Origin of the sequence: Peterkaempfera griseoplana (genome assembly GCF_001418575.1) — a bacterium.
Lineage (GTDB): Bacteria > Actinomycetota > Actinomycetes > Streptomycetales > Streptomycetaceae > Peterkaempfera > Peterkaempfera griseoplana.
In genome coordinates this window covers 16,080-35,455 of sequence record NZ_LIQR01000051.1, presented here as the reverse complement: position 1 = coordinate 35,455, position 19,376 = coordinate 16,080, and the positions used below count along the sequence as shown (strand labels likewise).

13 protein-coding genes are annotated in these 19,376 nt (G+C 74.5%); 2 read left to right on the top strand and 11 right to left on the bottom strand.

Going from position 1 to position 19,376, the window contains the following annotated elements; translation table 11 throughout:
- Positions 1-32 precede the first annotated feature (32 nt).
- Positions 33-818: a GntR family transcriptional regulator gene (locus AOK09_RS04140; protein WP_055585728.1), complete on the bottom strand. Its 786-nt coding sequence runs from the start codon at positions 816-818 to the stop codon at positions 33-35.
- Positions 819-927: 109 nt separating this feature from the next.
- Here AOK09_RS04140 and AOK09_RS04135 point away from each other — a divergent pair, with 109 nt between their 5' ends.
- Complete coding sequence (locus AOK09_RS04135) at positions 928-1,428, top strand: ATP-binding protein (protein ID WP_079062726.1); 501 nt, start codon at positions 928-930, stop codon at positions 1,426-1,428.
- A 95-nt stretch (positions 1,429-1,523) separates the two neighbouring features.
- Here AOK09_RS04135 and nudC read toward each other — a convergent pair whose 3' ends face one another.
- The 5 genes from nudC to AOK09_RS04110 all read right to left on the bottom strand — a co-directional run bounded on the left by nudC (position 1,524) and on the right by AOK09_RS04110 (position 8,339).
- Positions 1,524-2,528 carry an NAD(+) diphosphatase gene (nudC, locus tag AOK09_RS04130; RefSeq protein ID WP_079062725.1) on the bottom strand — a complete coding sequence of 335 codons (1,005 nt, stop codon included), beginning with the start codon at positions 2,526-2,528 and terminating at the stop codon, positions 1,524-1,526.
- The gene (locus AOK09_RS04125; protein ID WP_055585726.1) at positions 2,525-3,943 is read right to left on the bottom strand and encodes a dipeptidase; all 1,419 of its coding nucleotides are present in this window, start codon (positions 3,941-3,943) and stop codon (positions 2,525-2,527) included. Before AOK09_RS04125 ends, nudC begins: the two co-directional genes overlap by 4 nt.
- A gap of 121 nt (positions 3,944-4,064) precedes the next feature.
- On the bottom strand, positions 4,065-6,884 hold the full coding sequence (locus tag AOK09_RS04120; protein ID WP_055585725.1) for an FtsX-like permease family protein: 2,820 nt from the start codon (positions 6,882-6,884) through the stop codon (positions 4,065-4,067).
- Entirely contained in the window at positions 6,881-7,648 is a 768-nt protein-coding gene (locus tag AOK09_RS04115) for an ABC transporter ATP-binding protein (RefSeq protein ID WP_055585724.1), read from the bottom strand. The genes AOK09_RS04120 and AOK09_RS04115 overlap by 4 nt, the downstream gene beginning before the upstream one ends.
- A 43-nt stretch (positions 7,649-7,691) precedes the next feature.
- Positions 7,692-8,339 carry a PadR family transcriptional regulator gene (locus AOK09_RS04110; protein ID WP_055585723.1) on the bottom strand — a complete coding sequence of 216 codons (648 nt, stop codon included), beginning with the start codon at positions 8,337-8,339 and terminating at the stop codon, positions 7,692-7,694.
- Positions 8,340-8,436: 97 nt separating this feature from the next.
- Here AOK09_RS04110 and AOK09_RS04105 point away from each other — a divergent pair, with 97 nt between their 5' ends.
- Positions 8,437-9,597, top strand: coding sequence for an endonuclease/exonuclease/phosphatase family protein (locus tag AOK09_RS04105; protein WP_055585722.1), 1,161 nt, complete (start codon positions 8,437-8,439; stop codon positions 9,595-9,597).
- 23 nt (positions 9,598-9,620) lie between these two features.
- On the opposite strand, the gene AOK09_RS04100 is transcribed toward AOK09_RS04105, so the two are convergent.
- The 5 genes from AOK09_RS04100 to AOK09_RS04080 all read right to left on the bottom strand — a co-directional run bounded on the left by AOK09_RS04100 (position 9,621) and on the right by AOK09_RS04080 (position 19,265).
- Positions 9,621-10,781, bottom strand: a complete 1,161-nt coding sequence (locus AOK09_RS04100) for a PP2C family protein-serine/threonine phosphatase (RefSeq protein WP_055585721.1) — start codon at positions 10,779-10,781, stop codon at positions 9,621-9,623.
- Between the two features lie 179 nt (positions 10,782-10,960).
- Positions 10,961-14,191 carry an ATP-dependent DNA helicase gene (locus tag AOK09_RS04095; RefSeq protein WP_055585720.1) on the bottom strand — a complete coding sequence of 1,077 codons (3,231 nt, stop codon included), beginning with the start codon at positions 14,189-14,191 and terminating at the stop codon, positions 10,961-10,963.
- Positions 14,192-14,245: 54 nt separating this feature from the next.
- Positions 14,246-15,064, bottom strand: a complete 819-nt coding sequence (locus tag AOK09_RS04090) for a hypothetical protein (RefSeq protein WP_157875792.1) — start codon at positions 15,062-15,064, stop codon at positions 14,246-14,248.
- Between the two features lie 88 nt (positions 15,065-15,152).
- Positions 15,153-18,746: an ATP-dependent helicase gene (locus AOK09_RS04085; protein ID WP_079062722.1), complete on the bottom strand. Its 3,594-nt coding sequence runs from the start codon at positions 18,744-18,746 to the stop codon at positions 15,153-15,155.
- Between the two features lie 138 nt (positions 18,747-18,884).
- Positions 18,885-19,265 (bottom strand): MGMT family protein, encoded by a 381-nt coding sequence (locus AOK09_RS04080; RefSeq protein WP_407675341.1) that lies wholly within the window; start codon positions 19,263-19,265, stop codon positions 18,885-18,887.
- Between the last annotated feature and the right edge of the window lie 111 nt (positions 19,266-19,376).

The following is a 19,376-nucleotide window of genomic DNA, read 5'->3' as shown; positions in this document are numbered from 1 at the left end:
CCGCAGTCCCCGCCGGGCGCCACCCCCACCCGTCACCCGACGACGGGGGTGCCGAGGCCGTAGCGCAGCCGGCTGCGGTCCGCGGAGTACCGGGTCTCGATCACCCGTACCGGCCCCCGGGTGTCATAGGTCGCCCGGGTCTGCACCATCAGCGGGACGCCCGGCCCCGCCTGGAACCACTGGGCCTCCTCCGGGCCGGGCATCCGGGCGCTCAGATGGTCCACTGCGCCCACCTCGACCCGGCCGATGTCGCCGAGCACCGCCTCGTCACCGCCCTCGACGGGGTCGGGCTCCATGAGCGGGGTGCCCGCCGCCAGCCCGGCCGCGAAGTGGCTCTCCTCGATGGACCAGGGCTCACCGCCCAGCAGCCGCAGCATCCGGCGGACCACCACCGCCTCGCCCGGGCGCAGCCCGAGCCGGTCGGCGATGTCGGTGCGGGCCCGTACGATCAGCATCTCGAAGTCCGCCGTCAGCTTTCGGCCGGCCGCCTGCGCCTCCTCCGTGTACACCGCGGAGGGTCGCGCCAGGCTGTCCCCGGGCCAGGGTTCCGACGGGGAGCGGTATGCGTGGTGGTCCAGGACCGAGCGGTCCTTCAGGAATGTGCCCTTGCCCTGCACACGCGTGAGCAGGCCCTCGTTGACCAGGACGTCGACCGCGAGACGGACGGTGTTCCTGGCCACGCCGTACTGCATCTCGAGTTCGGCCTCGACCGGCAGCGCTGTCTCGCCCTGCCACTCACCGGCCGTGATCCGGCGGCGCAGATCCGCTGCGAGCCGCTGGTACTTGGGCGCCTGCCCAGGTCCTCGGGAGATGTTCACGCGAGGAATGTAGCGATTTCGGCACCACCGCCGGCCGAACGCCGGCCAGCGATCGTCAAGGTTGCCGACCCAGGAATGATTCCCATCACTTGCACTCGGGGGTGGAACCATGCCCGCATCCATCGACGCCCATGGATCAGGACGGCAGCGGACCGGCCGGCGGCCGGGCGGGGACAGACCGGGGGTGTGGGCCAGTACGGCCTCCTTCCCGCCCCGGCCGGGCAATGTCGCCCGCAGCAGAGCACTGACCAGGACCGCACTGGCGGCCTGGGGTGTGGCCGGCCCCGACGAGGGCCGGCTGGCCGACAGCGCCGAGATCGTGGTCTCCGAGCTGGTCACCAATGCGGTGCGGCACGGCCGGGGTGCGGTCTCGCTGGCCCTGGTGCTCACCGCGGAGGCCCTGCAGATCTCGGTCTCGGACAGCGGTCCGGCCATGCCCGCTCCACGGCGGGCCCGCGCCGACGAGCAGGGCGGGCGCGGCCTGCAGATCGTGGCCGCCCTCTGTGAGAGCTGGCGGGTGACCACCCGGCTCAGGGGCAAGACCGTCACCTGCAGACTGGCCCGGGACCGGCCCGCCACCGGCCCGCGAACGCCCGACCGGGCCCCGTGACGGCACACCCCGGCGGCGCCTGGTGCACCCGATCGGGTGCACCAGGCGCCGGAAGCACCGGACAGGCGCGCGACGTCCGCGCGCAAGCCGGTGCACTACCAGCGCGCCGCCGCCGGAATGGGCTCGCCGTACCAGCGCTCGATCAGATGGCGCGCGATGGAGATCCCCGACGGCGGCAGCATCTCGCCGGACTCCCAGCCGGCCCGCAGTTCCTCCCGGCTGACCCAGCGGGCCTCGGAGAGCTCCTCGCCGTCCACCGTGATCCCGGTGCCGTCCGGGTGCGCCCGCGCCATGAACCCCAGCATCAGGCTGGACGGGAACGGCCACGGCTGGCTGCCGACGTACTCCACCTCGGCGACCCGCACGCCCGCCTCCTCGGCCACCTCGCGCACCACGGCCTGCTCCAGCGACTCACCCGGCTCCACAAAGCCCGCCAGCGTCGACCAGCGGCCCTCCGGCCAGAGCGTCTGGCGGCCCAGCAGGCAGCGGTCCTGCTCGTCGGTGACCAGCATGATCACCGCCGGGTCGGTCCGCGGGTAGTGCTCGGCCGCGCAGGAGGTGCAGCGGCGGACATGGCCCGCCCCCGCCTTGCGCGTGGGATGCCCGCAGCGCGAGCAGAAGGAGTGCAGCCGGTGCCAGTTCTCCAGGGCGACCGCATGCACCAGCAGCCCGGCGTCCCGGTCGGAGAGCAGGCCGCCCACCTCGCGCAGTCCCGCGGGACGGGCGTCGCCGTCCAGCCGGCCCGGCAGGGTCTCCCCGGCCAGCGCGAAGTACGACACCCCGTTCTCGTCGCTGCCCAGGAAGTAGCGGTCGCCCTCGTCGGGCGCCTCGAAGGAGGGCACCAGCACCAGCTCGGTGCCCTTGTCGGTGTCCACCACGAAGGCCTCGCCGCCCGCGACGGGCAGCACCCGGGTGGTCGGATGACTCCAGGCGGCCGCCAGCCAGGGCTCGTCGAAGCGATGGTGTGCGGCCCGGTCCACACCTGCCCGGGAGAGTGCGAGGGGTGCTGCCGGTGGTGCTGCATGCTGCGAGGTCAATGCCGTCCCGTCCCGTCCGGTCCGCTCGTCGTACTCACTATGGTCCGGCACCGCGGTGCTCATCGGTCCCGTGCCCCGGCGGGCCAGCGCTCCGCCAGGTCTCCCCAGAGGTAGGCGGAGGTCTCCACGCCCTTGAGCAGCAGGTCGAGCTCCACCTTCTCGTTCACCGAGTGCCAGCCGTCGGACGGCACCGAGATGCCGAGGAAGAGCACCGGTACGCCCAGCACGTCCTGCAGGTCGGCCGCCGGCCCGGAGCCGCCCTCCCGGGTGTAGCGGATCTCCTGGCCGAAGGCCCGGCCCATGGAGCGCACCACCGACTGCAGCGCCGGGTGGTCCAGCGGGGTCAGGCAGGGCCGGGTGGCACCGGGGAAGACGATCTCATGGCGGATGCCGTCGGGCAGCCGGTCGGCGACCCAGTCGCGGACCGCCTCCCTGACCTTCTCCACGTCCTGCCCGACGACCAGCCGGAAGGAGAGCTTGAGATGTGCAGAGGACGGCACGATGGTCTTGCCGCCGGGTCCGGTGTACCCGCCCCAGATGCCGTTGACCTCGGCCGTCGGCCTGGCCCAGATCCGCTCCAGAGTGGTGTACCCGGCCTCGCCCAGGGTGCCCTGCGACCGGGCGACGCCCAGCCACTCCTTCTCGTCGAAGGGCAGCTCGGCGAAGAGCTCCCGCTCCCGCTCGGTCAGCTCCTCCACACCGTCGTAGAAGCCGGGGACGGCCACCCGGCGGTCGTCGTCGTGGAGGGCCGCGGCCAGCCGGGCGGCCTCGGTGGCGGGGTTGGGCACCGCGCCGCCGAAGGAGCCGGAGTGGATGTCCTGGGCCGGTCCGAAGAGGTCGATCTGGCAGTCGGCCAGTCCGCGCATCCCGGTGCAGACGGTCGGGGTGTCGGCGGCCCACATCCCGGTGTCCGAGACGATCACGGTGTCGCAGGCCAGCCGGTCGGCGTGCCGGCGCACCAGGTCGGCGAAGTGCGGCGAACCGGACTCCTCCTCGCCCTCGACCAGCAGCTTGAGGTTGACCGCGGGCGCGGTGCGGCCGGTCGCTGCGAGATGGGCCCGCACTCCCAGGGTGTGGAAGAAGACCTGCCCCTTGTCGTCGGCGGCGCCCCGGCCGTACATCCGCCCGTCCACCACCGCCGGCTCGAAGGGCTCGGTGTCCCAGCCGTCCTCCAGCGCGGCCGGCTGCACATCGTGGTGGCCGTAGACCAGGACGGTGGGCGCCTGCGGATCCCCGGACGGCCACTCCGCGTACACCGCCGGCAGCCCCCCGGGGGCCGTCTCCCACACCTCGGAGACCGGGAACCCGGTCTCCCGCAGCTTCTCCGCCAGCCACTCGGCGGAGCGGCGCACCTCGCCGGCCCGGCCCGGATCGGCCGAGACGGACGGGATCCGCAGCCAGGCCGCCAGATCGTCGAGGAAGGCGTCACGGTGCTGGTCGATGTAGGTGCGGACGGCGCTGTCCGGGGTTCTCGTCATAGAGACGACTTTAGTTCGCCACCCGGTCGGACGGGCCCTGCGGCCCCGCTCCGCAGCCGGCCCCGGGCGTGTGATGCATCACGCCCGGGGCCGGCCGTCGGGGCACGGTGGCGGTACCGGCTCAGTCCGTCCTGCGGACCAGGGCGATCCGGGACCGGGAGAGCAGGGCGGCCAGTGCCACCGCGATCAGCGGCAGCACCACCACGGTGAGCGCCATCTGCGACCAGGGGAAGACGATCGACACCGTGCGGCCGGCCCCCGCCGCCGCCTGTTCCACCTTGCGCAGCGCCACCGCCGGCACCACTCCGCACAGGGCGCCCAGCACCGCGCCCATGGCGGCGATCACCCCGCACTGGAAGCCGGAGAGGGTCCGCCGGATCCGCGGGGCGGCGCCGACCGCGGCGAGGGTGGCGAGGTCCTGCTGGGAGTCGGCCGCGGCCAGCCCGGTGGCGATGCCCGCGGCGCCCAGGGCCACCAGCGCAGCGAAGATCGTCAGCCCCATGGTGGTCAGCGTGCTCCGCCCCTGGAAGCCGCGCTCGACCGCGACCGATCCGTCCGGGGTGATCCTGGCGACCGCCGCACTGGCGCGCTGCTCGTCCGCGCCGGAGGGCGCGGTGGCCGGGTGCCACAGGGAACCGGCCGGCGAGACGGTGAGTCCGGCCCGCTGGGCGGCGGCCGCCGGCAGCAGCGCCTGGGAGGTGAGGGTGGCGGGGGTCCGCACCACCGCGGGCAGCTGCACCCGGTGCGACTTGGGCTTGACGGCCTCGCCGTCGGCCCCGGTCTCGTCGGTCCAGGGTTCGGTCAGCTCCAGGGTGACCTTGCCGTCCTTGACGTACCGGGGGTCGAAGACCACCGCCGTGCCCGCGGCCAGCGCCTTCTGCGCCGCCGGGTCATGAACGCCGAAGAGCACGTTCAGCACCGAGGAGTCCCCCGCCAGGAGCGAGCCGAACCGCGACCCGTACGACGGGTCGTTCGCCGGCCGGCACCGTGCGTCCTCGCGCATCAGCCGTGCCGTCTCCTCCTTGGAGAAGTTGCCAGGGCCGTGCAGCGGGCAGACCCGCTCCGGCGGCATCACCAGGGAGACATCGCCGCAGTTGTCGTCCTCGTAGCAGTCCCCGTGGTAGTTGAGCCGGCTGATGTCCGCGCGCTGTCCCAGGCCGGGGATGCTGCTCTCGACGGCCGCCTCGGCCTGCCGCAGGGCCGCTCCGCCGTCGGCCCGCACCGGGATCTGGTCGAGCGCCACCGAACCGGCGGGCGCCATGGCCTGGTAGTCGCGGCGCTGGTCGGCGGTGGTGCTGGCGGAGTAGAGGCCCACCGCGACCGATCCGGCCACGGCTGCCATCACCGCGGCCACCGCGGGCGCGGTGCGTCCCCGGTGCCGTACCGAGTCGCGCAGTGCCAGCCGGGGGGAGAGCGGCAGCCAGCGGCCCAGCTTCCCGAAGAGGCCCACCAGGAACGGGGTGCAGGTGACCATGCCCAGCTCGGCCAGCATGGAGCCGCCGAGCACCGACGCCGTCCCCTGGCCCGCGGCGGCCCCCAGCACGGCCAGCGCCGCACCGGCCGCCACCGCCAGCAGTCCCAGCACGGCGAGCCGCTTGGACGGGGGCTTGACGCTGCCGCGTCCGGTCAACGCGGCGACCACATCCTGACGGGACGCCTGGACGGCCGGGACGACGGCCGCCAGCACCCCGGTGACCAGCCCGATCACGGCCACGCCCAGCAGGTCCAGCGGATGCAGATCGAAATGGCCGAACCGCTGCCCGGCGTAGTCCTCGAGCCAGGGCCGGCCCACGGCGACGGTCACCGCGGCCAGCGCCACACCGAGCACCGCCCCGGCGATGCCCAGCACCACACCGCCGCCGAGCACCACGCCGCGGATGTGCGACCGGTCACCGCCGCCGGCTGCCAGCAGGCCGAGCTGGCGCCGGGAGCGGCGGGCACCGACCGCGAAGGCAGGGCCGGCCAGCAGCACGATCTCCAGCAGGGCCATACCGGCGACGGTGCCGAGGACGGTCAGGGCGACGGGGTCGCCGAGGGAGCCCTTGGGGGAGTTCCGCTGCGCGCGGTAGTAGGGCACGTCGGCGCGCGCCGGCGGATGGAGCATCACCTGACGGGACGCCACCTGGAAGCCGACGGCGTTGACCTTCTGCACCTGCGGCCAGGTGAAGCCGGCGCCGCCGGGCACCCGGACCAGCCAGCTGTTGCCGCCCAGGGGGCCGCCCCAGCCGGCGCGGGCGTCCTTCTTGCCGGACGCCTCAGCGAGCGGGGCGATCAGCTTGCCGGGAGGCGCAATCAGTTCGCTGCTGTCCAGGGAGCCGGGGTACTCCACGGCCGCGGTGATGGTGAAGGGCCGGGTGAGGCCCTTGACGGTGGTGGTGTCGCCGAGGTGCAGCCCGGACTCCTTGAGGAACGCGCCGGTGGCGGCGATCTCCTGGGGCCTGGTGGGAGCCCGGCCGTCCAGCAGGTTCACGACGCCGTGCCAGACCGGGTCGGTCAGGTCCATCTCGGCGGTCTCGATTCGGGCCAGACCGTGGACGGTGGTCGCGGCGACGCTGGGTCCGCTGATCACCGGCACCACGGTGCTGCCGGCCGGCAGCACCGTGCGCAGCAGCGCGGCCGGATCCCCGGTGGCCAGCCGCTGCTCCTCCGGGGTCGGCCTGCGCTCGCGACGGTCGGCGAGGTCGCTGCCCGCGTCGGGATCGGGGGCCTGGACGATCGCCCGGCCCTGCTGCCAGACGGAGATCTGGGCGTCGGCGGTGCCCATCCGGCGGGTGATCTTCTCCCCCGGGTCGAGGCTTCCGCTCTGGTACACGATGTCGGCGCCGGCCACACCGAGCACCGGCAGCGCGATCATGGCCATCACCAGGGCGCTGCGGCCCTTGGCGCGCAGGGCGTCGCGGCGCGCGATCCGCAGCGCGACCCGCCAGGCGGTGAGCTTCACCGGTCCACCGGTCCCGTGCCGTCCACACCCGCGCCGGCGAGCAGGCTCTCGGCGGGCGCGGACCCTGCCTCGTCGACCACCCTGCCGTCCCGCAGGAAGACCACCCGGTCCGCCCATGCGGCATGGCGGGCCTCATGGGTCACCATCATGCCTGCGGCTCCGGCGTCGCAGCGGGCCCGCAGCACGGCGAGCACCGCCTCACCGGTGGTGGAGTCCAGGGCGCCGGTCGGCTCGTCGGCCAGGACCAGGCGGCGGTCGCCGATCAGTGCGCGGGCGATCGCCACCCGCTGCTGCTGGCCGCCGGACATCTCGTCCGGGAAGCGGTCGGCGAGTTCGGCCAGGCCGAGCTCCTCCAGGGCGGCCAGCGCCTCCCGGCGCGCGGCGCGGGTGGAGAGGCCGTCCAGCTCCCTGGGGAGCGCGATGTTCTCGGCGGCGGTGAGCGCCGGTATCAGGTTGTAGTCCTGGAAGACATAGCCGACGGATCGCCGGCGGACGGCTGCCAGGCGCTTGCGGGAGAGCTCGCCCAGGGACTGCTCCGCCACCAGCACCCGGCCCGAGGTCGGGGTGTCCAGGCCGCCGGCAAGGGTGAGCAGGGTGGACTTGCCCGAGCCGGAGGGGCCCATGACCGCCACCAGTTCTCCGGGGTGGACCGCGAGGTTCACCCCGGCCAGGGCGTGCACCTCCGCGGCGCCCCGGCCGTGCACCCGGGAGACGTTCTCCAGTTTGAGGACCGGAACCGGGCCGGTCGTGGTGTTCCCTGTCATGGTTTCCCCAAGGGGTTGGTTCGCAGGATCGGGTACGGCGGTCTCAGGCCCGTCCGGACCTGGCCCCCCGCCGTCGGACGGTGCGGCCGGGCTGCTCCGGCGCGGCGGGCGCCTCCGGAGCGGCGGGCCCGGGGCGCTGCCGGGCGAGGCGGCTCTCGCAGTGGTCGAGCCACCGCACCTCGGCCTCGGTCTGGAAGATCAGCTGCTCCAGCACCAGCAGCCAGGCGAGGTCCGCGTCCGCGCCGGAGGAGTCGCCCTCCGGCCGGTCGCCGGACTGCTCGGCGGCGAGGGCCCGGGCCTTGAGCCGGGTGTAGTCCTGGAGCGCGCGGACGCTGTGCCGCCGCTGGGCCTGGACGACCTCGCGGACGTCCACACCCGGCACGGTGACCGCCATGGCGAGCTTTATCGCCAGTTCGTCGCGCGGTGGGTTGTCCCGGCGCACGGGGGTGCCGAACCAGGAGCGCACCTCTGCGCGTCCTGTCTCGGTGATGGCGTAGAAGACATGGCCCTCGTCGTCCTCACCGGAGGGCTCCACCAGCCCGTCGCGCTCCAGCCGGCCCAGGGTCGTGTAGACCTGGCCGACGTTCAGGGGCCAGGTGGCTCCGGTGCGGGCTTCGAACTCGCTGCGCAGCTGGTAGCCGTAGCGGGGACCCTGGTCGAGGAGGGCGAGAAGCCCGTGGCGGATCGACATACCGAGTATGTATACCCGGTATGCATCGTCCCCTCAAGCCGCACCGTGCTTCGCCGGGCCTCCCGGGACCCGGACGGCCGCGCGGTACGGTCACCATGTGAGCCAGTTGCGCATCGCCACCTTCAACCTGCTGCACGGACAGCCGCTCGCACCGGACGGGACCCCGCTGCCCTTCCCCCCGCGGCCCGCGGACCCCACGGCGGCCGCCGCCCTGCTGGCCGAGGCCGTGGCCGCGCTGGACGCCGACGTACTGGCCCTGCAGGAGGTCGACCGCTGCCAGCCGCGCTCCGGCCTGGTCGACCAGGCCGCCGTCGCCGCCCGGGCGATGGGCGCGAGCGACTGGCGGTTCGCCGCCGCACTGCACGGCCGTCCGGCCCCCGTCTCCGGCTGGGTCCGCGACGCCTCGGCGGTGGACTTCCGGGTGTACGGGCCCGCCGGCGCCGACGGCGCCCTGGACGCGCCCTCCTACGGCACCGCGCTGCTCACCCGGCTCCCGGTGCGGCACTGGCGGGCCAGGCGCTTCCCGCCCGCTCCCTTCGGGCTGCCGCTGCGGGTGGCCGGCCGGCGCGGGCTGACCCAGGTCCCGGACGAGCCGCGGGCCGCGCTGGCGGCGGTGCTGGAGGGCGACCGGGGACCGTTCACCGCGGTCGCCGCCCATCTCTCCTTCGTCCCGGGCTGGAACGTCGCCCAGCTGGCCGCGATCCGCCGCTGGATCGCCGACCTGCCCCGGCCCTATCTGCTGCTGGGGGACTTCAACCTGGTGGGGGCCGTGCCCCGTACCGTGCTGGGGGGCGCCGCGGTGGTGGAGGGCGTCACCAGGGCGCCACGGCGCGGACGGCGGCGGACGGCCCGCGTGGACGTACCCGCCCTGGGCGCCGTCGCCGCGCTCGGGCCGGAGCCCGCCCTTCCGGCCGGTCCCGGACCCGCCGACGGGCCTGCGGGCGAGAGCGCCGGGACGACCCGGGTGCGCAGTTCCCGCCGGCGGCTGCGGGACCTGCGGGAGGCACGCCGCACCAGGCTGGAGAGGACCGGCCGGGACCGGCCGCGGATCCGCCGCAGTCCGCGGCGGCTGGGCCGCCAGGGACTGCAGGGCTGGCGGGACCTGGCCCGTACGCCGACCTATCCCTCCCACCGCCCGGCCGTCCAGTTCGACCATGTGCTGGCGGTGGGGCTGCGGCCCGCGGCGGTGGGCGCCGCCCTCACCCCCCGGACGCCGATCTCCGACCACCGGCCGCTGCTGGTCCACGTCGACCTCTGAGCGCGCGGACGTCCGCGGCCGGGTCAGCTGCGCTGCGGAATCTGACCGTTGGGGCGGGGCAGCTGCTCCGGCACGGTCACCGGCTCGTACTGCAGCAGCAGCATCGCCGCGTCGTCGCCGAGCTGGCGGCCGACATGCCGGACCACGTCCAGGTGCAGCCGCTCCAGGACCTCGGCCGGTCCGCCGGCCCGGGCGCACTCGGGGAGGCGTTCCAGCAGGGGGTAGAAGCGGCCGGCGCCGTCCCGGGCCTCGATCATGCCGTCGGTGTAGAGCAGCACCCGGTCACCGGGCCGGACCGCCATCCGCCGCACCGGCGGGCGCACCGCCTCCGGGGGCAGCACCCCCAGCGGCGGTACCGGGGTGACCGGCTCCAGCAGACGGACCGGCTCACCGTCGCGCAGCAGCGCCGGCGGAGGGTGCCCGCAGTTGACCATCTCGGCGACGCCGTCCGGTCTGACCCCGATCAGGACCAGGGTGACGAACTCCTCGCCGAGCAGATCATGGCCGTTCTCCCGCAGCGACCGGTCCAGGCTGTCGGCCAGCCAGGCGGCCACCCGGTCCAGCTCGTGCTCCTGGTGGGCGGCCTCCCGGAAGGCGCCCAGCACGGCTGCCGCGGTCTCCACCGCGCCCAGTCCCTTGCCGCGTACGTCTCCGACCACGGCGCGCACCCCGTGGCGGGTGTTCACCACCTCGTAGAGGTCGCCGCCGATCCGGGCGTGCGCGGCCGCGGCCGCGTAGTGCACCGCGGCGCGTACGGTGCCGACCCGCTCGGGGACCGAGCGCAGCAGCACCCGCTGGGCGATCTCGGCGACCAGCCGGGCGTCGGCCAGCGCCCGCTCCTGACGCATCCGCAGCACCGCACTGACCCAGCCGATCAGGGTGACCAGCACGATGGCCAGCACACTGGCGGTGTGCACGGACTCGGTGAGGACCCCGTTGTAGGCGGCCATCGAGAAGGCACAGAGCAGGGTGACGCCGCCGATCAGCAGCGGGTACCAGGTCCGCCGGCAGACCACGGCTGCCAGGGCGGGGGCGGAGGTCAGCGCGGGCTCGACGGTCACCTCGGTCTTGCTGAACCAGTCCAGCGCCATGATGAGCACCAGCGCAAGGAAGGGCAGTGCCAGGGCCGTTCGGGACCAGCCCCCGGCGAGCAGCTGCTTGAGGCGGCGGAGCCGCCCGGTCACGCTCAACGTCGGATTCTCCAGCGGGAAGCGCCCTTGTGGCGGTGACTGAGGGTTAAGGGCAGAGCTTGCAGGTGGCCGGGGAACGGGGGTGACCGGTTACCGACCCCACAATAGGCGCGAAAAGTGCAAGCCGCACAGGTATTTCCCAACTTTGTGACGGCTTGGGTGCTCTCCGTGACCTATTCATCACTGTTCCCGGTCAGGATGCGTTCCAATGCTGTTCGGTCCGGAAGATCTGACGGACATTCGACCCGGCCGCTGCGGACGTACAGAAACGCCGCCGTGACCTGCTCCAGCGGCACCCCCTGCTGCTCCGCCCAGGCCAGCCGGTAGATGGCGAGCTGCAGCGGATCCGCGGTCTCCCGCCGGTTGGTCTTCCAGTCCACCACCTCGAAGCGCGGGCCCTGCGGTGACGTTGCGTCGCCGCCCTCGGCCCGGTACACCGCATCGATCCGGCCGCGTACCACCCGTCCCCCCAGCACCAGCTGGAAGGGGGCCTCCACCTGGTAGGGCGTGCGCTCGGCGTACGGGGTGCGCAGAAACGCCTCCTTCAGCCGGGCCAGGTCGCGCTCGTCCTCGATCCCGTCGTCCTCCGCCCCGGGCAGGCCGTCCGGCTCAATCAGCATCAGCGGCTCGAAGCGTGCCTCCACCCAGGCGTGGAAGCGGGTGCCGCGCCGCGCCGCGGGCTGCGGCGGCCGCGGCATCGGCCGGGCCAGCTCACGGGCGAAACCGTCCGGGTCGGCGGCGAGCCGCATCATTTGGGAGGCGGAGAGCGAGGCCGGCAGCGGGACCTCCGCGACAGCCCGCCGGGACCGCTCCAGCTCCCCGAGCAGCACCGTGAGATCACGGTCCCAGGACTCCACCACCCGGCGGTCCTCCACGGTCCGCACCTGCGACGGCTGCTGCGGCACCAGCCCGTCCAGCCGGGACCGGACCACACCGGCGGCCAGCCGGCGGGCCTCCCGGGCCGACGGGTCCAGCGGCAGCGGCCACGGCAGCTCGGCGGCCGACACGAGGGCCGGGTTCTCCGCGCCGTCCTCCGGCGGGTCCGCCCACACCTCCACCTCACCCGCCGCGCCCGGCCGCTCGCAGTGCTCACGCAGCTGCTCCAGGAAGTCCGAGGGACCGAGCGGCCGCTTACGGGAGGCGCCCCACCAGTGGCCCGAGGCCAGCAGCAGACTCCGGGGCCGGGTGAAGGCCACATAGCCGAGCCGCAGCTCCTCCGTCGCCGTCTGCCCGCGCAGCGCCGCGGTGAACTCCTTCAGGCCCTTGGCGGTCCACGGCGGCGCCGCCGGGAGGGTGTCCGCGTCGCCCCGCAGGGCGTACGGCAGCACCTGCCTGCGGCTGGTCCAGCGCTCCCGCGGCCTGCTGCTGGGGAAGACGTCCTTGACCAGGCCGGGCACCGCCACCACATCCCACTCCAGCCCCTTGGACTTGTGGGCGGTGAGCACCTTCACCGTGTCCTCGCCGCCGGGCAGGGTGTTGTCCAGGCCCCGGTCGTACTCCTGCGCGGCCCGCAGAAACGCCAGGAACGCGCCGAGCGACGGATCGCCGTCGAGATCCGCGAACGAGGCCGCGACATCCAGGAAGGCATGCAGGGTCTCCCGGCGGCGGGCGGCCAGCGCATGCGGGGAGGCGGCCAGCTCCACATCGAGTCCGGTCACCGCCAGCACCCGGTGCAGCACATCCATCAGGGGATCGGCCAGCGAGCGGCGCAGCTCCCGGATCTCCCTGGCCAGCCGGGCGAAGCGCACCCTGGCCTCCGCCGAGAACGGCAGCTCGTCCTGCTCGGACACGGTCCCCGGGTGCAGAAAGGTCTCCAGGGCGTCGGCCAGCGAGACCACCTCGGTGGGGTCCGCCTCCGCGACCGCCTCCGCCAGCCGGTCGGCGCCCCCGCCGCGCTCCACCCGCACCAGGTCGCGGGCCCGGCGGCCCAGCAGCGCCAGATCACGGGGGCCGATCCGCCAGCGCGGGCCGATCAGCAGCCTGACCAGGGCCGCGTTGGCCGTGGGATCCTGCAGCACCTCGCAGGTCGCCACCAGGTCGGCGACCTCCGGCAGGTGCAGCAGTCCCGACAGGCCCACCACCTCCACCGGTATCCCCCGCTCCACCAGCGCCGCATGGATGTCCGGGAACGCCGCCCCGCCGCGGCAGAGCACGGCGATCCGGCCCGGCGCGGTACCGGTGCGCACCAGATGGGCGATGGAGTCGGCCAGCCAGTCCACCTCCTCGGTGTGCCCGGGCAGCAGCGCACAGCGGACGAAGCCGTCCTGCTCCGCCCCGGGGGCCGGGCGCAGCGCCTCCACGCCCTCGTGCATCTCCCGCAGCGGCGCGGCGAGCCGGTTGGCGAAGTCCAGCAGCCGGCCGCCGCTGCGGCGGTTCTCACTGAGCGAGTACCGCGCCGCGGGGACGCCGTCCGCCCTGGGGAAGTGCTCCGGGAACTCGTCCAGGTTGGCCACCGAGGCGCCGCGCCAGCCGTAGATGGCCTGGCAGGGGTCGCCCACCGCGGTGACGGGGTGGCCGCCGTCGTACTCGGGACCCCGGCCGAAGAGGCCCGCCAACAGCAGCCGCTGGGCGACCGAGGTGTCCTGGTACTCGTCCAGAAGCACCACCCGGAACTGGTCGCGCAGCAGCCGCCCCACCTCCGGCCGGGTCTGCGCCAGGGTCGCGGCGGCGGCGATCTGGTCGCCGAAGTCCATCAGCCCCGCGGCCTGCTTGCGGCGCCGGTACTCCTCGACCAGCCCCAGCAGCTCCCCCCGCCCCCGGGCCGCCTCGGGCACCCGGCGCAGCTCCTCGTTGGTCAGCTTCACCTCGGCCAGCTCGTCCAGCAGCGCCAGGTCGTACGCCCGCAGCCGCTCGGGGTCCACCAGGTGCTCCGCCAGCTCCCCGTCCAGCGCCAGCAGCTCGGCGACCACGGTGGGGACGGTCCCGGTGAGCGCCGTGTAGGGCCCCCGGGCGGACTGCAGCACCCTGGCCGCCAGCTGGAAGCGGGTGGCGTCGGCGAGCAGCCGGACGTCGGGCTCTATGCCTATCCGCAGGCCGTGCTCGGTGAGCAGCCGCCCGGCGAAGGCGTGGTACGTGGAGATCTCCGGCTCGCCCAGGATGTCGCCGTCCTCGCCCGGCTCCGTACCGGAGACCCCGGCCCTGGCCAGCGCGGTGCGCACCCGCTCGGCCAGTTCACCGGCGGCCTTGTTGGTGAAGGTGAGCCCCAGCACCTGCTCGGGCCGCACCAGGCCCCGCCCCACCAGCCAGACCACCCGCGCCGCCATCACCGTGGTCTTGCCCGACCCGGCCCCGGCGACCACCACGGCCGGTGCCATGGGCGCGGTGATCGCCGCCAGCTGCTGGGCGGTGAAGGGGATGCCCAGCAGCTCCTTGAGCTGCTCGGGGCTGGCGATGGCGGCGGACACCCGAGCAACGGTAACCGGAGCCACGGACAGTCCGTCGGGGCGGCCTTCGGCCGGTCAGGCCGCGGAGCCGTGGTTGATCAGGCTCTGGAGCTTGGACACGTCCAGGACGTCGTCCGGTGAGGGGGCGTGCGCGGCCACCGGGACGCCGTAGTCGCTCAAGGTCATCGAGAAGGGCTCGCCACCCGTGGACGCATGCACCTTGACGATGTACGGCTTGCCCTTGGTCGCGACGAACACATCGGCCGTGTCGTCGCTGCTGACGGAGTGCAGTGTGACGACCGGGACGCCGTCCACCGTGGTGAGCGCGCCCTTGCTGACCTTCTCCTCGGCGTCCGGCGTGTTGATGTCCGCGAACATCTCGTCCAGGTCGCAGAACGAGGCCATGTCCTTGAGATCGGCGTCGCTCGACCTGCCTGTCAGATAGCGGCCCTTGAACAGCTCTGCCGCGGCAGCCCCCTTGGAGCCGACCATCGCGTTCCAGAACTGGGCGTCAGGCTTCATCCAAACCTTGGCAGCGACCTTGATGATCTCGACGTGGCCGCGCCCACTCATGCCGATCTCACCGACGCAGTTGCCGGTGCGGTCCAGCGCCACGTGCCCGGAGAGCCGCTGCTTGTCGGCAAGACCGTCGAAGGTCACCGTGAGGGACTGCGCGCCTGCCAGGGCCTGCTTCCCCCGCCGGTAGATCTCGTCGGCCGGCAGCGTCTCGATGCCCGGGGCTGCAGGAGCGCTCGCGGAGGGCTTGACCCCGGAGGCGGTCGCGGACGGCTGCACCGCCGCACCGGTCGACGTACCGCGACCAGCACAGCCGACCAGACCGACCACTGCTGCGGAGCAGCCGAGAGCAGTGGCTATCAGCCGGGTCCCACGCATACGCACCTCCGTTCGGACACAAAACGCCTGTCAGGACGCGCGTGACGCTAGCAGCCCGGTCGGACAACCCTCATCGCAATTCCGCTGCTCACTCCACGATCTGGCGCCCCTCGGGCCGGGCGGAGCAGCTGCGGGTGAAGGCGCAGCGGTCGCAGCCGGAGCCGGTGGTGGGGACGAACCGCTCGTCCAGCACCCGGCCTGCGGCCTCGGCGAGCAGCTGCTCGATCCAGGGCTCCGCCGGCAGCGCCTCCTGGGCCTGCACCTTGGGCTGGTCGCCGCCCTTCTGCGCGGTGCGCAGCTGGACGAGTTCGGCGCCCCCGGGCCGGGCCGGTGCGCCGTCGGTGAAGCCCGGCAGCCCGTCCAGCGCGCCCTCGCGCACGGCCAGCTGGTACACGGCGAGCTGGGGGTGCTCGGCGACCTCCGCGGCGGTGGGGACGGTCTTGCCGGTCTTGAAGTCCACCACATAGGCCAGCCCTGCGGCGTCCCGCTCCACCCGGTCCATGGAGCCGCGGATCTCCACGGCGCGGTCGCCGATCTTGAGGGTGACGTCGAAGGCGTGCTCGGTGGCCACCGGCTGCCTGCCCCGCTCCAGGGTGTGCCAGTGCAGGAAGCGCTCCAGTGCGGCCCGCGCCTCCCGGCGCTCCTGCTCGGACTTCCACGGGGCGTCGAAGGCCAGCGCGTCCCACACTCCGTCCAGCCGCTCCATCAGCACCGCGAGGTCGGCCGGGGTGCGGCCGGAGCCCACCTCGTCGGCCAGCACATGCAGCACATTGCCGAAGCCCTGGGCGGCGGAGGACGTGGTGCGGGCGCGCACCTCGCGGTCGAGGAACCACTGCAGCGAGCAGTCGTGGAGTTGCTCCACCGAACTGCCCGACAGCTGCACCGGCCGGTCCGGCTCCCGCAGCGGGACCTCGGCCGCGGTCGGCTCGACCATGCCCCACCAGCGGTCCGGATGGGCGGAGGGCACCAGCGGGGTGCCGTCCTCGCCCTCCGCGGCGGCCAGCAGCGCCAGCCGCTCCGCCGCGGCCCGGCGCAGCTCCGGGGTCGCGGCGGGGTCCACGCTGGTGGCGCGCAGCTCGGCGACCAGGGCGGGGACGGACAGGGGGCGGCGCGGCCGGTGGGTGACGTCCTCGACGCGGGCCGGCGGCACCCGGCGCAGCACCCGGCCCTGCCGGTCGGTCTCCTCCCGGTAGAGCTCGCGCAGAAAGCGGGAGGGCTTGTCGCCGTCGTCCGCCTGCGCCTTGACGGCGGTGACCACCAGCCGCTCCCTGGCGCGGGTCACCGCCACATAGAACAGCCGCCGCTCCTCGGCCAGCAGGGCGCCGGGGGTCAGCGGTTCGGCGAGGCCGTCCCGGCCGATGCGGTCGGCCTCCAGCAGTGAGCCGCGGCGCCGCAGGTCCGGCCAGAGTCCCTCCTGGACCCCGGCCACCACGACCAGCCGCCACTCCAGGCCCTTGGCGCGGTGGGCGGTCATCAGCCGCACCGCGTCCGGGCGGACCGCCCGGACGGCCAGCGTGTCCGCGGCGATGTCCTGGGCGTCCAGCTCCTCCAGGAAGTTGAGGGCGCCGCGGTGCCCGATGCGCTCCTCGGCGCGGGCGGCGGTCTCGAACAGGGCGCAGAGTGCGTCCAGGTCCCGGTCGGCGTTGCGGCCGGCCGGGCCGCCGCGCAGTGCCGCCCGCTCCAGCCGGTCCTGCCAGCGGCCGCTGCCGTCCCACAGCGCCCACAGCGCCTCCTCCGCGGAGACGCCACCGGCGAGCATCTCCCGCACCTTGCGCAGCAGCATCCCCAGCTCCCTGGGGCGGCGGGCGTAGGCCGGGTCGAGGGCCACCAGCCGCTCGGGCTCGGCCAGCGCCTCCCGGATCAGCTCCGCCGCGGGGCGTACGACGGCGGGGGCGGTGTCGCCGCCGCGCAGCGCCGCACGCTCCTCCTCGCGCAGGGCACGGCCGAGGCGGCGCAGGTCGGAGCCGTCCAGGCCGCACAGCGGCCCGGTCAGCAGGGTGTGGGCGATCTCTGCGGTGAGCGGGTCGGGGTCGTGGCCAGGGACGGGGTCGTGGGCGGACGCCGCGGCGTCGGCGTCTGCGTCGGGACCCGGGTCGGCAACCGAGCCGGGTGCCGGATCGGCGTCGCCGTCCCCGTCCACCGGCGTGCCGGCGGAGGCGGTCCACTGCGTACCCGCCCTGGCGCGGGCCGCCCCCTGGGCCGCCACCCGCAGGGCCAGCAGCAACGGTGCCACGGCCGGCTCGTCGCGCAGCGGCAGATCGTCGCCGTCGGTCTCCAGCGGCACCCCGGCGGCGGCCAGCGCCCTCCGTACCCCCGGCATGGAACGGCCGCCCGCCCTGACCAGGACGGCCATCTCGCCCCAGGGCACCCCGTCCTCCAGGTGGGCGCGGCGCAGCAGGTCGGCGATGCCGTCCAGTTCGGCGCCGGGGGTGGGGTAGGTGAGCACCTCCACTTTGCCGCCGCCCCTGGCGGGACTCGGCGAGCGGTGGGCGGCGAGGGCGGCCGCGGGCAGCCTGCCGACCGGCATCCGGCGGGCGACCTCGCGGGAGGCGGCCAGCAGCACCGCGCCCGCGCGGCGGGAGACCCGCAGCACCTTCACCTCGGCCGGGCTGCCGTCGGCGCGGGGGAAGACGGAGGGGAAGTCGAGGATGCCGTTGATGTCGGCGCCACGGAACGCGTAGATCGACTGGTCGGGGTCGCCGACCGCCACCAGGTCGCGGCCGTCGCCGGCGATGGCCCGCAGCAGCCGCACCTGGGAGGGGTCGGTGTCCTGGTACTCGTCGACGAAGACCACCTCGTAGCGGGCACGCAGCTCGGCGGCGACCTCCGGCCGCTCCGCCAGCAGTACCGCCCGGTGCACCAGCTCCGCGTAGTCCAGGACGCCCTGCATGTCCAGTACGTCCAGGTACTCGGCGTAGAAGTGGGCGGCCGCGGCCCAGTCGGGACGGCCGTCGCGTGCGGCGAACCGCCGCAGGTCCGCCGGATCCAGCGCCAGCTCCCGGCTGCGGGCCAGCACCGCGCGCACCTCGTCGGCGAAGCCGCGGGTGGTGAGGCAGGCGCGCAGCTCTCCGGGCCAAGTGAACCGGTCGGCACCGCGCCGGGCGTCCTCCGCGTCGCCCGCCAGCAGCTCGCGCACCATCACGTCCTGCTCGGGACCGGAGAGCAGTCGCAGCGGATCGGCGAAGAGGTCCGGGTCCTGGTGGGCCCGGACCAGGGCGTAGCAGAACGAGTGGAAGGTGGTCGCCTGCGGCGCGGCGCCGCTGCCGCCCAGTCGGCCCGCCATCCGGTCGCGCAGTTCCACCGCGGCCTTGCGGCTGAAGGTCAGCACCAGGATCCGCTCCGGGCGGGTGCCCCGGGCGATCCGGCCGGCCACCGCCTCCACCAGGGTGGTGGTCTTGCCGGTCCCCGGCCCGGCCAGCACCAGCAGCGGCCCGCCGGGATGGTCGGCCACCGCCTGCTGGTGGACGTCCAGCACCGGCGGCACCGGCGGCTCCAGCGGGGTGCGCACCAGGCGGAAGGGGGAGGCGGGAGAGGACAAGAGCGGTTCCTGTGGGGCTGCGGGACGTGCGTACGGACCCCGTGCGGGGGCCGGGCGTGACGGATGGGGCGGACTCCGCCCCGTGTGCCGCTGACGGTCCCTGGGGGATCCGTACGGCTCGAGCCTACGATCCTCCCCCGTCATTCACGGATGCGTCAGCCCTTCCGGGAAACACTCACCCGTTCGAGAGGGCGTGCGTAGACTCCGCCGCGCGCGCCCCCTGCACGGGCGCGCCACCGCCCCGCCCGGCCCGGTGCGCGGGACCCTGACGGAATGTTCCGGTCACCGCCCGTCCCATCGGGCCCGTGCCATGTCCACCCTGGGAAGGTCCTCCGCGGCCGACGAGCCCCTGGCCGGACCTCGTCCCCGGGAGTGCCGCAGCGGGGTGCCCTCCTCGCGGTAGTGCGCCAGCGCCCGCTGCTCGTGGCCGGGCAGCAGCGCACCGTCGGCGCGCACCACCCGCCACCAGGGGACCGCGCCGCCGTAGAGCGCCATCACCCGGCCCACCTGCCGGGGGCCGCCGTGCTCCAGGAACTCGGCGACGTCCCCGTACGTCATCACCCTGCCGGGAGGAATCCGCTCGGTGAGGTCCAGCACCCGCTCCGCGAACGGCGGGATCTCCGCCCCCGCGCCCTCGTTCGCCTCATCCGTCACCCGGGCGATTCTGCCGCACTCGGGGAGCCGGAAGGAGCGCCGCGAGATACGTCACAGCCCCGCGGCGCCCCCCGCCCTGCATGCGCTCTCCGGGCATGCCACCATCTTCGGGGCGGTGAC

Coding starts and splice junctions, on each gene's coding strand:
- AOK09_RS04135 (WP_079062726.1), top strand. CDS start 928: ATGCCCGCATCCATCGACGCCCATGGATCAGGACGGCAGCGGACCGGC.
- nudC (WP_079062725.1), bottom strand. CDS start 2,528: ATGAGCACCGCGGTGCCGGACCATAGTGAGTACGACGAGCGGACCGGA.
- AOK09_RS04125 (WP_055585726.1), bottom strand. CDS start 3,943: ATGACGAGAACCCCGGACAGCGCCGTCCGCACCTACATCGACCAGCAC.
- AOK09_RS04115 (WP_055585724.1), bottom strand. CDS start 7,648: ATGACAGGGAACACCACGACCGGCCCGGTTCCGGTCCTCAAACTGGAG.
- AOK09_RS04110 (WP_055585723.1), bottom strand. CDS start 8,339: ATGTCGATCCGCCACGGGCTTCTCGCCCTCCTCGACCAGGGTCCCCGC.
- AOK09_RS04090 (WP_157875792.1), bottom strand. CDS start 15,064: ATGCGTGGGACCCGGCTGATAGCCACTGCTCTCGGCTGCTCCGCAGCA.
- AOK09_RS04085 (WP_079062722.1), bottom strand. CDS start 18,746: ATGACGGGGGAGGATCGTAGGCTCGAGCCGTACGGATCCCCCAGGGAC.